Genomic DNA, 14,136 nt, shown 5'->3' with positions numbered 1-14,136 from the left:
CAATGAGTGGAACCATTTACGGCATTGGTCTTGGTCCGGGTGATCCCGACCTGATGAGCGTCAAGACACATCGTCTGCTAACAAACGCCAAACACGTGGCCTTCTTCCGCAAAGCGGGTCGCAAGGGTCAGGCGCGCGCAATTGTTGATGGGATGATCCCTGCTGGCGCGGTTGAATTCCCAATGGAATATCCCGTCACAACAGAAATCCCGCTGACCGATCCGCGCTACAATGAGATGCTGTCGCGCTTCTATGCTGAAGTCACCGATCATCTGATTGCACTGGCAAAATCCGGCGAAGACGTTGTTGTGCTCTGCGAAGGCGACCCGTTCTTCTACGGCTCCTTCATGCACATCTACACCCGTGTGAAAGACCACGTACCTACCGAGGTTGTCCCGGCTATCACAGGCATGTCTGGCGCATGGACAGCGACTGGGGCGCCCATCACCTGGGGCGACGACGTGCTGACGGTTCTGATGGGCACGCTGGGTGAAGAGAAGCTCACCCAGCATATTGCTGACACAGACGCTTTGGTGATCATGAAAATTGGAACCAACTTCGAAAAGGTCATCCGCGCATTGAAAGCCGGTGGCAAGTTTGACGATGCCTATTTGGTGCAATTCGCGACCATGGGAAAGCAAACCGTCAACAAACTTTCTGAAGTGACAGAAAACGTAACCCCCTACTTCTCGATCATTGTGGTGCACGGCCAAGGTCGGCGTCCATGACTGGCTCAGTCATTATCGTTGGCATCGGTCCGGGAAATGACTATCTTGTCACCCCAGAGGTTCAGGCCGCCATTGACCAAGCCACTGATGTTGTTGGGTATATCCCCTATGTGGAGCGTATCCCTGCCCGCGAGGGCTTGACCAAACACGCATCAGACAATCGCGTCGAAATCGACCGCTCGCGTCATGCGTTGGAAATGGCTACCGACGGAAAGCGCGTTGTTGTGGTGTCCTCCGGTGATCCTGGCGTGTTTGCCATGGCCGCGGCAGTCCTGGAAGCTGTGGAACACGGCGAACCCCATTGGCGAAATCTCGACATTCAAGTCCTTCCTGGCATCACCGCGATGCTGGCGGCCTCTGCTGCTTGCGGCGCACCGCTTGGCCATGATTTCTGCGCCATCAATCTCAGCGACAACATGAAGCCCTGGGCGCTGATTGAAAAACGGTTGCGACTGGCTGCTGAAGCCGATTTTGCGATGGCGTTTTACAACCCTCGCTCTAAGTCCCGTCCCGAAGGATTTGGCAAAGCCCTGAAGGCTCTCCGTGAAGCCTGCGGTGACGCGCGCCCAATGATCTTTGCCCGCAACGTGAGCCGGCCCGATCAAACCATCAAAATCGTCCCGCTGACCGAAGTGACAGAAGACATGGCAGACATGCGCACAGTCGTACTGCTGGGGTCTTCTCAAACTCGGATCATCGAACGCGACGGAGCGCCTTTGGTTTACACACCACGATCGGTGGAAGGATGAGCTGCAACCCAATCCAAAACAGCATCGGGTGTCGCCACTTCTGGGCGCTCGGGCAGTTTGGGTCGGTCAATCATAATGACCGGAAGGTTCAACGCGCGCGCCGCTTCAATTTTGGCCGCAGCACCGGTGCCTCCGGCGTTTTTGCAAACAACGACATCGACATTGTGTTTCTGAAAAAGCGCCGTGTCTCCGGCGACGTCAAACGGCCCTCGCGCGACAACAACCGAGTGGTTGGGCAAGGCTGGCGGCACGTCGGGCGCGTCAACCAATCTCAGGACGTAGTGGTGTTGCGGCTGGAGGGCGAATTCATTCATATGCAACCGTCCCAGCGCCAACATCACGCGCTTCGCTGGACCTCTCAACGCAGTAACCGCGCCTGCCATATCAGGAACGACCTGCCAGCGGTCGCCCACCACAGGTTGCCAGGCCGGACGGGTCAAAGCAGTCAAATTTACCCCAGTTGCCCGGCAAGCTTCAAAAGCGTTCCAGCTCATCTGCGCGGCAAAAGGGTGTGTAGCATCAATGACATGGCTAATGTTTTGGTCGCGAATGTATTGCGCCAAACCGTCAGAACCGCCAAAACCACCTTCGCGCGTCGGAAGAGGCTGAACCTTCGGATTGGCCACACGTCCGGCGTAGCTAAAGGTGGCTTGCAGCCCCCGCGAAGCGACAAGTTTGGCCAAGGCACTGGCTTCGGTTGTGCCACCCAGAATAAGGAGGTGCTGCGTCATGTCTGCTGATCCTAATGTTGCGCCTTGGCTGACCATCGTTGGTTTGGGCGAAGATGGCGCAGATGGGCTGCCGCCTGCAAGCCTGAAGGCACTGCAAGACGCAGAAATCATCATGGGCGCCAAACGCCACCTGGGGCTGCTGCCCGAAGTGAGTGCCGAGTTGATTGAATGGCCAGTTCCCTTCGCGGATGGGCTTTCCGTTCTCAAGTCCTACAAAGGGCGCAGAACCGTCGCGCTGGCCTCAGGCGATCCTTTTTGGCACGGTGCTGGAACATCCATCACCCGCGATATGAATCCGGCTGAGTGGCACGTTCTACCAGCAGTCGGCACAATGTCCCATGCGGCCGCGAAACTTGGCTGGGCATTGGAAAGCACGCCCTGTTTCGGCCTGCACGCAGCGCCCTTTGCGCGGTTGCGCCCACATCTTTCGGAAGGCCAACGCCTTCTCTGCACGATGCGTGATGGACAAGCCGTAAAGGACCTGGGCAACTGGCTCGATGGCGCTGGTTTTGGCGCAAGCGCAGTTCATGTTCTCGAAGCTCTTGGTGGTCCGCGAGAACGCGTTCGAACCGTGACAGCAACGCAATTCCCAGACGACATTGCCCACCCGGTCAGCGTGGGTCTGGAGGTTGCAGGCGATGGCGCTCACCTGCCCCTTACTTCCGGTCGCCCGGACAGTTTGTTTGCCAACGATGGTCAGATCACAAAACGCCCCGTGCGCGCGTTGACCCTGTCTGCCCTTGCTCCCAAACATGGCGAGCATCTTTGGGACATTGGCGGTGGCTCAGGCTCGATCAGCATCGAGTGGCTTCTGGCTCATCCTAGCCTGTCTGCGACAGCCTTTGAGATCGACGAGACGCGCGCGGAGCGTATCGCTGAAAATGCAGCCGAATTTGGCGTAACCCTATCCGTTGTAACAGGCGCGGCACCCGCTGTTCTATGTGACGTGCCCAAACCCGATGTTGTCTTCATTGGCGGCGGCATCAGCGCCGAGATGCTGGACTGGCTGTGGGGCAACCTTGCCGCGGGCACACGTCTGGTGGCCAACGGTGTCACACTTGAGGCCGAAATTTTGTTGGCGCAATGGCACGCGTCAAAAGGGGGTGACCTCATGCGGTTTGAAGTCAGTGAAAGCAAACCGCTTGGCAGCAAACGCGGCTGGAAGGCCAGTTACCCAATCGTACAATGGAGCGTCACCCTATGATTATCGCAGGATTTGGTTTCCGGGCCGAAGCAACGGCGCGCAGCCTGAAAGACGCCTATGACAAGCTGGGTGGCGGTGCCGATGCCATCGCCGTGCCTGATGACAAGGCCGGTGCGCTGTGTTTCAAACAGCTGGCAGCAGAGCTTGATCTGCCAGTGCACAGGATTTCAGCAGATGCGATGCAATCTGTGAAAACCCAAACACAGGCCCAGAAAGTTATCGAAAAACGCGGGACTGGTAGCGTGGCTGAAGCTTGCGCTTTGGTTGCGACTGGCGCAGAAGGCCGGTTGATCGCTGCACGCCATATTTCAGAGGATCGCATGGCTACATGTGCCTTAGCGATGACCTCGTCTGAAGGACAAAACACATGACCGTTCACTTTATCGGCGCCGGACCGGGTGCCGCCGATTTGATCACACTGCGGGGCCGCGATCTGATCGCAAGCAGCCCGGTTTGCCTCTATGCGGGCTCGTTGGTACCGGATGAAATCCTGTCCCATTGCCCAGAAGGCGCGCGCATCGTGAACACGGCCCCATTGGATTTGGATGCCATCGTTGCTGAGTGCAAAGCGGCCACAGAGGCCGGTAAAGATGTGGCCCGCATCCATTCTGGAGATCTGTCCGTATGGTCCGCTATGGGAGAACAGCTCCGTCGTCTGAAAGCCGAAAACATTCCGGTGTCTGTAACTCCTGGCGTACCCAGCTTTGCGGCTGCCGCGGCGGCTTTGGGCACTGAGCTGACGCTGCCCGGATTGGCGCAATCGGTTGTGCTGACCCGGACGCCCGGACGCGCATCCTCCATGCCAGACGGTGAAACCCTTTCGAACTTTGCAAAGACAGGCGCCACTCTGGCAATCCACCTGTCCATCGGCAATGTTGAGAAAGTTATTTCCGATCTGACCCCGCATTACGGCTCAGACTGCCCGGTTGCCGTGGTCTATCGCGCCAGCTGGCCAGATCAGGAGATCATTCGCACCTCACTGGCGAAAATGCAGGCCGACGTGCCCGAGCACGTCACCCGGACAGCCCTGATCCTTGTCGGCCCCGCCTTGGCGGGTGAAGGTTTTGACGAAAGCTGCCTATACGCCACCGATTATGACCGCAGGTACCGGCCCCAGACCGCCAATAGCCCGTGGTCCAGCTGGAACCATGGAGACGACTGACATGGCAATGACGACCCCTCCGGGCATTCTTATCTCCGCTCCCTCTTCAGGGACCGGCAAAACAACTGTGATGCTGGGCCTCCTTAGGGCACTGGCCGAAGACGGTTTGAACGTTCAGCCATTTAAGTCAGGGCCAGACTATATTGACCCTGCCTTCCACCGCGCGGCGGCTGGTCGGCCGTCTTTCAACATCGACACTTGGGCGATGCATGACAGTTTGATAGGAGGGGTGTCACAACAGTCAAAAGGCGCGGATATCATCGTTGCAGAAGGTTCAATGGGGCTCTTTGACGGTGTTGCGACCAAAGGCGAAAGCGGGTTTGGCTCCTCAGCCGAAACCGCATTGACCATGGGTTGGCCGGTTGTTCTCGTCATCGACGTGGGTGGTCAGGCGCAATCCGCTGCCGCAACCGCGCTGGGGTTCAAATCCTACAATCCCGAAGTGCCTTTCGCTGGTGTTATCTTGAACCGTTGCGCCAGCCCGCGTCACGAACGTCTAACGCGCCTTGGCATGGAAAAAGCAGGTGTCAAAGTGCTTGGTGTTCTACCTCGTCGAGGTGATCTCGCACTGCCAGAACGCCACTTGGGCTTGATCCAAGCTGTCGAGCACCCTGACCTCGAAGCAGCCATTGCAGGCTATGCAGCTTTCTTGCGGGAAAACGTTGACCTTGAAGCGATTAAAACCGCTGCTGCGGCTGGGCCGGCGCACACCGGAGCATTGCCCCAGCCTCCAGCGCAGAAAATCGCCATGGCGCAGGATGCTGCCTTCAGCTTTACCTATCCACACCTTGTCGAAGGCTGGCGCGCCGCAGGCGCTGAAATTACGCCTTTCTCGCCGTTAGCTGACGAGGCCCCTGCTCTTGATGCAGATCTGGTCTGGCTACCTGGCGGGTACCCGGAGTTGCATGCAGGGCAGCTCGCCGCGGCGACAAATTTCCGCAGCGCGGTGCGAAAACACGCCGAAACCAAACCGGTGCACGGCGAATGCGGGGCCTATATGGCCATAGGTGAGGCGTTGATTGATAAGGAAGGCAACCGGCATGAAATGCTCGGCCTTCTGGGGCTTGTAACCTCTTACGAAAAGCGCAAATTCCATCTCGGCTATCGTCAAGCAACATTGAATGCACCGATGTTGGGCTTTAGCTCTGGCGAACGCCTGCGCGGACACGAGTTCCACTATTCAACTATCTTGGAAGAGCCTGACGAACCACTGGCGCAGGTGGGTGATGCCGACGGCAATCCGGTGCCAGAAACCGGTTCCGTCAAAGGCCATGTCACGGGCACGTTCTTCCATCTGATCGCAGAGGCCACATCATGAGTGGATTTGTCAGTTTCGTCAGCTCAGGACCCGGCGACCCGGAGCTATTGACCGTCAAAGCAGTGAACCGGCTTCAAAAAGCGCAGGCGATCCTGTTTGATGACCTGAGTTCTGGTCCAATTTTGGAACATGCCAGCCCAGAGGCTGATCTTGTGGGCGTAGGCAAGCGCGCCGGACGGCCTTCCCCGAAACAAGACCACGTCAGCCAGCTGCTGGTGGATTACGCCAAAACCGGCGCACATGTGGTGCGTTTGAAGTCCGGTGACTCAGGCATTTTCGGTCGGTTGGAAGAAGAAATCACAGCGCTGAAATCGGCAGGCATCGACTATGAAATCATCCCCGGCGTGACTTCGGCCTGTGCGGCCGCCGCCGCCGCTGGCATCCCGCTTACCCGCCGCCTTGTCGCGCGTCGGGTTCAGTTTGTAACGGGCCATGACGTGGCTGGCGCCCTTCCCGGTGATCTGAATTTACAATCGCTCGCAGACCCCGGCGCAACCACAGTGTTGTTCATGCCAAAGCGCACCTTCCCGGAACTCGCAGAGAAGCTCTTTGCGACAGGTTTGCGCCGTGACTGCCCAGCTTTGCTTGCCGAGAACGTCAGTCACCCAGAACAGACGCTGGAGCGCACAACCATGGAAGCGCTCGCCATGAAGCTTGCATCCGAGATCACCTCTGCTCCCGGTCTGATCCTCTTTGGCGAATTGGCGGAGGCTTAGCCGATGATCACCCTGTCTTTGGTTGGCATTGGGTCCGGCAACCCGGATCATCTGACGCTACAGGCGATCAAGACGCTTGAAGCTGCCGATTTAATCCTCTTGCCGCGCAAAGGCGATGAAAAGACAGAGCTTGCGGATCTGCGTCGGGGAATTGTGTCAGAAGTTCTGAGTGCAGCGCCAGATGTGGTTGAGTTTGACTATCCAATCCGCGATGCCTCTACGCCCAAATATCTGGATGGTGTGAATACATGGCACGACGCGCTTGCGTCAATTTGGGCGGGTTTGATTGACCAGCACGCCGGAGCGCGAGCCCATGTGGCGCTAATGGTCTGGGGCGATCCTTCGCTCTATGACAGCACCCTAAGGATCGCTGAGCGGCTGAAAGCGCAGGGACTGGATATTGATGTCAACGTCATACCCGGGATCACCTCGTTACAGATGCTGACCGCTGCTCATGCGATCCCTCTGAATGACTTGGGCGCACCTGTCCTTATTACCACAGGCCGGCAACTCCGGGACCACGGATGGCCAAATGAAGCAGATACCGTCGCAGTGATGCTTGATGGAGAATGTTCCTTCCAGCACATCACACCAGACGGCATTGATATCTACTGGGGAGGCTATGTCGGCATGCCGCAGCAGGTTCTCTGCGAAGGTGCTCTTGGTGATGTTAAAGATAAGATCATCAAAACCCGCGCCGAAGCGCGGGCTGAAAATGGTTGGATCATGGATATCTACCTGATGCGCCGCAAATCAGTCTGATCCCTCCAAGGCAAAGCGCGCCTCTTCAGAGGTTTCAAAGATATGCGGCCTCAGGCTGCGGCTGGACAACGCTTCTTGCATTTTCAGACGCATGAAGGCGCTGGTTGAGAAATGTGCTGTGGTGATGCTGTATCGTTTCAGAAGGTAAACCACTGATTTCATATAATCTTCATAAAGGTCTTCTGCCACACGGAAGCCATTCTGGTTCACAATCGACTTCACCTTTCGACCGGTCTTTTTACAGGCGTCTTCCAAAACCCGTGTCAGATCTTCAACGTCTTGCTTCTTCTTGATGCTCCAACCTTCGAGGTTCACAAACATCATGTTGCGCTCCGCCTCATAGGTCACGCGATCTGCGAGATTGGCGTTCAGAAGGTCATCCAAAAGACCCATAGGTTTATCTTGGAAAATGCGCGCATCCATCTGGATGACGTTCTCCATGATCGGGGTGAAATCCATATGTGCTAAGATGTCTCTTTCAATATCGATCCCCGGCGCGACCTCGATCAGTTCAATGCCCCGAGATGTCAGCTGGAAGACACAGCGTTCCGTGACATAGAGTACGGGTTGATTGCGACCCCCAGCATAGGTGCCAGAGAACGTAACCTGCTCAATCTCTTGAACGAATTTGCGATTGCGCCCCTCTTCGAGGATTTTCAGTTCACCATCCTTGATCGCGACTTTCAATCCGCCAGCCGTAAAGGTGCCGGCAAAGACCACAGCGCGTGAGTTTTGGGAGATATTGATGAAACCACCAGAACCATTGAGTTTCCCCCCAAATCGTGAAGAGTTCACATTCCCCAGTTGGTCACATTCCGCCATGCCAAGACAGGTCAGATCCAAGCCGCCGCCGTCATAGAAATCAAACATTTGGTTTTGATCCATGATGGCATGGGCATTCCGAGAGGAGCCGAAACTCGACCCGCCAGCAAGAACGCCACCAACGGCCCCGGCTTCAGTGGTCAGCGTGATGTAAGGCGTTACCTTCTCTTCGTTGGCAATCGCCGCAACCCCATCGGGGGCGCCAACGCCAAGGTTTACCGCCCCATTCGGCGGCAGCTCAAAAGCCGCACGGCGCGCAATGATCTTTCGTTGATCCAAAGGCATCTTTGGCATGCCTTTGGTTGGCACACGAATTTCGCCAGAGAGGCCTGGATCATACATGACCCCATAATTCATGCGGTGCATCTCTTCTGAGTCCGCGACAACCACACAGTCGACCAGGAGGCCAGGGATCTTGACGTTCTTTGGCGGAATAGACCCTTCTTCGACAATGCGCTCCACCTGAGCAATTACGATACCACCGTTGTTGTGCGCCGCCATGGCCTGCGCCAGACAGTCAAGCGTCAGCGCTTCTTTCTCCATCGAGATATTGCCCTTGGGATCAGCGCTTGTTCCACGAATAAAGGCCACATCAATCTTGGTGGCTTTGTAAAACAGCCACTCTTCGCCATCGATGACATGGCTCTTCACTATGTCCTCTTTAGTGCGTTTATTGACCTTGCCGCCGCCAAGTCGCGGATCAACAAACGTGTGCAGCCCAACTTTAGAAAACAGCCCCGGCTGTCCTGCAGCACAGGCACGATACAGCTGTGAAATGACCCCCTGTGGGAGATTGTAGCCGCAGATCTTTTCATCGATGGCCGCCTGCGCCACTTTCGGCATGCGACCAAAGTTACCAGCGATCACGCGTTTCAGCAGCCCGTCATGGTAGAGACGCCCGGTACCAAGCCCTTTACTGTCGCCGGCGCCGGCGCACATGACCAATGTAAGGTCTCTGGGATGGCTTTTTTCCAGAAATCGTTTTTCCAAAGCCGCGTGCAACATCTCTGGAATGCAGCTCTGAACAAATCCAGTTGTAGTCACGACATCCCCGTCCCGGATGAGTGCCATGGCCTGATCGGCGGTAGTGATTTTATCTTGCATAAGGTCCCCCTTGCCGCTGCCCCTTGAAAGCCCTGGGAAGGAGCAGTTCGCACAAAGGAGTTTTCAGCAAAAATGAGACCCACGACCTAACAAATACGCCATCATCCTTCGGAGGAGCGGCAATTAAGGCTCTGAAATATATGAATATTCTGCACACAACAGAATACCGAAGTGTGCAGGGGGTCTCTTATAGCGATGGATTGATGGGTATTACGACCCTTCCGCGCACCTGTCCTGCAAGCAATTTGGGGGCGGCCTCAAGCACCTCATCAAATGCAATTTCCACAGCCATGTTTTGTAGTTTGCTAAGATCCAGATCTGTTGCAAGACGCGCCCAGGCCGCCATACGCTCTGGCTTGGGGCACATGACACTGTCAATGCCTGCGAGTGTGACACCCCGCAAAATGAATGGGGCGACGCTGCTTGGCAAGTCCATCCCTGCTGCTAGACCGCAGGCAGCGACGCAGCCGTTATATTTCGTCGCCGCAAGAACATTGGCCAATATCGTGCTGCCGACAACGTCAATTCCTCCGGCCCAACGTTCTTTGGCAAGAGGTCTGACTTTGCCTTCCAGCTCTTCGCGCGGCACAATGCTGGTCGCGCCGAGTGTTTTCAGATAATCGGCTTCACCATCTCGCCCCGTCACCGCAGCGATCTCGTATCCTTTGGCCGACAAAAGCGCGAGCGCAACGCTGCCGACCCCACCAGCAGCCCCAGTGACAACGACTTCGCCTGCGTCTGGAGTGATGCCGTGTTTTTCCAGCGCCAATACGCAAAGCATTGCCGTGTAACCTGCTGTGCCAATCACCATGGCTTCACGCAGGGACAGCCCTTCTGGAAGGTGCACAAGCCAATCACCTTTAACACGTGCGCGTTCAGCAAGCCCTCCAGAGTGTTTCTCTCCAACGCCCCAGCCGTTTAGAACCACACGGTCACCGGCTTTGAAGTCGGGGTGAGCACTCTCTGCAACCACGCCAGAGAAGTCGACCCCTGGCGTAAGTGGATATTGGCGCACAATCGGGGCGCTGCCAGTGATGGCCAGTCCGTCTTTGTAATTCAAAGTGGAGTAGGCCACGTCAACAAGCACATCGCCCTCGGGCAGTTGCGCATCGCCGATCTCATGATAGCCGACAACCTGACTATCTCCCTCTTTGTCGATCACTATGGCTTTGAACATGATCTGCCCTCCTTCAGGCTTTTAATGATGCGAAAAATCCATCCACGAAGATCTTGAGTGGGTCTGGGAGGTGTTCGAGCTTGGCACGCAAAACCGCGCCCTCCCAGCCGATCCAAAAGTAGGCTGCTAATGCCTCTGAATCATGATGTGTAGAAAGGCTGCCTTCAGACTGCGCGCGCTCCAGACACTCCGCGACACGATCTTGCCAGCCTTCCAGAACTTGAATGATCTTTTCCCGATAGGCTTCAGGGAGCGAGGCCATTTCCTGGCCAAGATTTCCAATGAGGCATCCACGTCGAAACCCATGCCGCGCCATCCCGGCCTGCGCATCTTCAGTGAAGGCGCGCAACTGCTGCAGCGGCTTTAAGTCCTTGCGGTCTAGTGAACGCTCCAACTTGTCCACAAAGTAGGCGTCGTAGGATTCGATTAAAGCGCTGCCAAACTCCGCTTTGTTCCTGAAATAATGGTAAAAACTTCCCTTTGGCACGCCTGATGACGCCAGAATTTCATCTATCCCGACAGAGGAGTACCCACGTTCCGTCAGATAGGCGAGACCTGTGCGCAGCAGTTTTTGCCGCGTCTCAGAAGTTGAAGGATCCCTTTTCGGGCGTCCCCGTTTTTTGGGCAATCCTGAGGGTTCCGATGACATAAATATTTAATAGACTGTAAAGTCTATTAAATAAAGTGGCGATTTGGAGCGCAAAAATTTTATGGAAACCCGTTCACAATCTGATCCTCAATTTCGGGCTTCACGAGACTTCCCCCATTGGGGAGGGCGTACCTCTTCTTCACTGCCACGTGGGTTCGGGCGTACCTTCAGACACTATGCCTGAGCGGCATTCCAATCGGCCAGGAACTTTTCGACCAACTCCCGGATCGCACTCTCCGGACGGTAATTTCTATTCGCAAGGTTTTCTCGTACTGACCCTGACCAGATCGTACTTGTGGTCTTAAGAGCAGGATTGCGTACCAATACAGTCTCTTCGGATATGGACATGGAGACTGAAAAAGGAATGATACATCCCTCACTCTCTCGATGTCGATTAAAACGAATACTCATCTTCGGGCGACCAGGTATGTGTTCCACCTCTTCTTTCGATAGAAACCTAACCCCCGCAGCTGAAAGCTGAACGCGGACGAATTCGGAAAACGCCTTAGATTCCGAAATGGAATCTAATGTGGCTGAATCAAAATAGACACCGGGATGGCCTTTCAGAAGGAGCGGTTTATCCGCCTTCGGCTTCTGATGCAGCGTTTGGATCATCATCGGCGAGGAATAATTCAAGTTATCTTTGGCATCGATCCCCCGAACCGTCGCAATACGATTCAGAAATAATGCCAACTCCCGTGTCTCATCCTGCTCCATGAAAGCGAGGTTTCGTAAGATCAAGGACGATTTTGGGACGCACTCCAGAGGTTTCGAACAGTTTTGGGGCACTAGTCGCGCTTCAATCATGACCCAATCAATTTCTTCTGCCCCTGCCCGGCTTACGGGTACAGCCAAGAAATGAACGAGCAATACCGATAGGTAAATTGACCAAATTTTGCGCATGCCTAGCCAGTTTCTCCGGAGATATGCACAAACACATAGGAGAAACTTGTTGATACTTCGTTTAAGCTGGTACGGGATTCTAGAAACACGAAAGCCGCCCATCGGGCGGCCTGTGCATATGTCATCGTTTATGAGAGATACATATTTTTGTTTATCTATTTACTAGGTTTGGCGATGCCCTACTCTCCCACACCTTAAGATGCAGTACCATCGGCGCAACGGTGCTTAACGGCCGGGTTCGGAATGGGACCGGGTGTTTCACTCGTGCTATGATCACCAAACCGAGTAAATAGATAAGCAGTTTGATATTGGCTTTAGCCAATTCAAACTTATTCGGTGTTGTCCAAGTCAGTATTACTGATTGTGTTGTGTATGACTTGTTTGGTTCCAGTGATGTCTGTCTATTACTGGATCAAATCAAGCCTATCGGGCCATTAGTACCGGTCAACTGAATGCATTACTGCACTTACATCTCCGGCCTATCGACGTGGTGGTCTACCACGGCCCTCAGGGATACCTTGTTTTGAGGGGGGCTTCCCGCTTAGATGCCTTCAGCGGTTATCCTGTCCGATCATAGCTACCCTGCACTGCTGCTGGCGCAACAACAGGTCCACCAGTGGATCGTTCACCCCGGTCCTCTCGTACTAGGGGCAACTCCTCTCAAGTATCCTACACCCACGGCAGATAGGGACCGAACTGTCTCACGACGTTCTAAACCCAGCTCACGTACCTCTTTAAACGGCGAACAGCCGTACCCTTGGGACCTGCTCCAGCCCCAGGATGAGATGAGCCGACATCGAGGTGCCAAACACTGCCGTCGATATGGACTCTTGGGCAGTATCAGCCTGTTATCCCCGGCGTACCTTTTATCCGTTGAGCGATGGCCCTTCCACTCGGGACCACCGGATCACTATGGCCGTCTTTCGACTCTGCTCGACTTGTCAGTCTCGCAGTCAGGCTGGCTTCTGCCATTGCACTCAACGAGCGATTTCCGACCGCTCTGAGCCAACCTTCGCGCGCCTCCGTTACGCTTTAGGAGGCGACCGCCCCAGTCAAACTACCCGCCACACAGGGTCCCGGATCCGGATAACGGACCGCGGTTAGACATCAAGCAATGCAAGGGTGGTATCTCAAGGGAGGCTCGACCGGAACTGGCGTTCCGGTTTCAATGCCCACCACCTATCCTGCACATGCATGGCCTGATGCCAGTGTGAAGCTGTAGTAAAGGTGCACGGGGTCTTTCCGTCTAACCGCGGGAAGCCTGCATCTTGACAGGCAATTCAATTTCGCTGAGTGCGATGTTGGAGACAGCGGGGAAGTCGTTACGCCATTCGTGCAGGTCGGAACTTACCCGACAAGGAATTTCGCTACCTTAGGACCGTTATAGTTACGGCCGCCGTTTACCTGGGCTTCAATTCGAGGCTCTCACCCCTCCTTTTAACCTTCAGGCACCGGGCAGGCGTCAGACCCTATACGTCGTCTTGCGACTTCGCAGAGCCCTGTGTTTTTAGTAAACAGTCGCCACCCCCTGGTTTGTGCCCCCAGTCAATACTTGCGTAGAAACTGGGCCTCCTTCTCGCGAACTTACGGAGGTATTTTGCCGAGTTCCTTCAACATCGTTCTCTCAAGCGCCTTGGTATGCTCTACCAGTCCACCTGTGTCGGTTTAGGGTACGATCTCATGATGGAGCTATTTCCAGGAACCGATTAGCGGCCCACCCAATCCAATAAGGGTGAACAACCTTCACGATCCGTCACTTCCATCTGGCCCAGGAATATTAACCTGGTTCCCATCGACTACGCCTTTCGGCCTCGCCTTAGGGGTCGGCTTACCCTGCTCAGATTAGCTTTAAGCAGGAACCCTTGGACTTTCGGCGAGAGTGTCTCTCACACTCTTTGTCGCTACTCATGTCATCATTCTCACTAGTGATCTCTCCACGGGATCGCTCACGCGCCCGCTTCATCGAAAGCTCCATATCCTCCATGACATTCCGAAGAATGCTAAAGAGGATTGGAACTATGTCACACTACGCTCTGCTACCATGCACTATGTGCATCCTAGACTTCGGCTCATGGCTTGAGCCCAGTTACATCTTCGCCGCAGGACAACTT

General features: G+C 55.2%; 13 protein-coding genes and 2 rRNA genes (1 of these 15 only partly in view). 8 read left to right on the top strand and 7 right to left on the bottom strand.

Annotation, left to right across the window (positions count from 1 at the left end; translation table 11 throughout):
• Positions 1 to 2 precede the first annotated feature (2 nt).
• Both M0D42_RS02655 and cobJ read left to right on the top strand, forming a co-directional pair.
• Positions 3 to 728, top strand: a complete 726-nt coding sequence (locus M0D42_RS02655; RefSeq protein WP_265020062.1) for a precorrin-2 C(20)-methyltransferase — start codon at positions 3 to 5, stop codon at positions 726 to 728.
• Entirely contained in the window at positions 725 to 1,477 is a 753-nt protein-coding gene (cobJ, locus tag M0D42_RS02650) for a precorrin-3B C(17)-methyltransferase (RefSeq protein WP_265020061.1), read from the top strand. The genes M0D42_RS02655 and cobJ overlap by 4 nt, the downstream gene beginning before the upstream one ends.
• Here cobJ and M0D42_RS02645 read toward each other — a convergent pair.
• Positions 1,450 to 2,208 (bottom strand): cobalt-precorrin-6A reductase, encoded by a 759-nt coding sequence (locus M0D42_RS02645; protein WP_265020060.1) that lies wholly within the window; start codon positions 2,206 to 2,208, stop codon positions 1,450 to 1,452. The genes cobJ and M0D42_RS02645 overlap by 28 nt on opposite strands.
• Here M0D42_RS02645 and cbiE point away from each other — a divergent pair.
• The 6 genes from cbiE to cobF are packed head-to-tail and all read left to right on the top strand — an operon-like array spanning position 2,207 to position 7,370.
• Complete coding sequence (gene cbiE, locus M0D42_RS02640) at positions 2,207 to 3,412, top strand: precorrin-6y C5,15-methyltransferase (decarboxylating) subunit CbiE (RefSeq protein WP_265020059.1); 1,206 nt, start codon at positions 2,207 to 2,209, stop codon at positions 3,410 to 3,412. The two genes, M0D42_RS02645 and cbiE, sit on opposite strands and share 2 nt — an antisense overlap.
• Positions 3,409 to 3,783, top strand: a complete 375-nt coding sequence (locus tag M0D42_RS02635; protein WP_265020058.1) for a cobalamin biosynthesis protein — start codon at positions 3,409 to 3,411, stop codon at positions 3,781 to 3,783. The genes cbiE and M0D42_RS02635 overlap by 4 nt, the downstream gene beginning before the upstream one ends.
• A complete protein-coding gene (gene cobM, locus M0D42_RS02630) occupies positions 3,780 to 4,574 on the top strand; it encodes a precorrin-4 C(11)-methyltransferase (protein ID WP_265020057.1) in 795 nt (264 codons plus the stop codon). The genes M0D42_RS02635 and cobM overlap by 4 nt, the downstream gene beginning before the upstream one ends.
• A gap of 1 nt (position 4,575) precedes the next feature.
• On the top strand, positions 4,576 to 5,892 hold the full coding sequence (locus M0D42_RS02625) for a cobyrinate a,c-diamide synthase (RefSeq protein WP_419195957.1): 1,317 nt from the start codon (positions 4,576 to 4,578) through the stop codon (positions 5,890 to 5,892).
• Positions 5,889 to 6,608, top strand: a complete 720-nt coding sequence (gene cobA / locus M0D42_RS02620; protein ID WP_265020056.1) for a uroporphyrinogen-III C-methyltransferase — start codon at positions 5,889 to 5,891, stop codon at positions 6,606 to 6,608. Before M0D42_RS02625 ends, cobA begins: the two co-directional genes overlap by 4 nt.
• A gap of 3 nt (positions 6,609 to 6,611) precedes the next feature.
• Positions 6,612 to 7,370 carry a precorrin-6A synthase (deacetylating) gene (cobF, locus tag M0D42_RS02615; protein ID WP_265020055.1) on the top strand — a complete coding sequence of 253 codons (759 nt, stop codon included), beginning with the start codon at positions 6,612 to 6,614 and terminating at the stop codon, positions 7,368 to 7,370.
• On the opposite strand, the gene M0D42_RS02610 is transcribed toward cobF, so the two are convergent.
• The 6 genes from M0D42_RS02610 to M0D42_RS02585 form a co-directional block, all read right to left on the bottom strand.
• Positions 7,362 to 9,296, bottom strand: a complete 1,935-nt coding sequence (locus M0D42_RS02610) for an acyl CoA:acetate/3-ketoacid CoA transferase (RefSeq protein WP_265020054.1) — start codon at positions 9,294 to 9,296, stop codon at positions 7,362 to 7,364. The two genes, cobF and M0D42_RS02610, sit on opposite strands and share 9 nt — an antisense overlap.
• Before the next feature lie 187 nt (positions 9,297 to 9,483).
• Positions 9,484 to 10,473 (bottom strand): MDR family oxidoreductase, encoded by a 990-nt coding sequence (locus tag M0D42_RS02605; protein WP_265020053.1) that lies wholly within the window; start codon positions 10,471 to 10,473, stop codon positions 9,484 to 9,486.
• Positions 10,474 to 10,486: 13 nt separating this feature from the next.
• Positions 10,487 to 11,101 carry a TetR/AcrR family transcriptional regulator gene (locus tag M0D42_RS02600; RefSeq protein WP_265020052.1) on the bottom strand — a complete coding sequence of 205 codons (615 nt, stop codon included), beginning with the start codon at positions 11,099 to 11,101 and terminating at the stop codon, positions 10,487 to 10,489.
• 195 nt (positions 11,102 to 11,296) lie between these two features.
• A complete protein-coding gene (locus M0D42_RS02595) occupies positions 11,297 to 12,025 on the bottom strand; it encodes a hypothetical protein (protein WP_265020051.1) in 729 nt (242 codons plus the stop codon).
• A gap of 166 nt (positions 12,026 to 12,191) precedes the next feature.
• Positions 12,192 to 12,306 (bottom strand): 5S ribosomal RNA (rrf, locus tag M0D42_RS02590).
• Between the two features lie 132 nt (positions 12,307 to 12,438).
• Positions 12,439 to 14,136 (bottom strand): 23S ribosomal RNA (locus M0D42_RS02585) (it continues 1,134 nt past the right edge of the window).

The sequence above is a fragment of the Cognatishimia activa genome (genome assembly GCF_026016445.1).
In the GTDB taxonomy this organism is placed as follows: domain Bacteria; phylum Pseudomonadota; class Alphaproteobacteria; order Rhodobacterales; family Rhodobacteraceae; genus Cognatishimia; species Cognatishimia activa_B.
The sequence above is the reverse complement of the archived record's forward strand: the minus strand, read 5'-3'. Positions and strand labels throughout refer to the sequence as shown.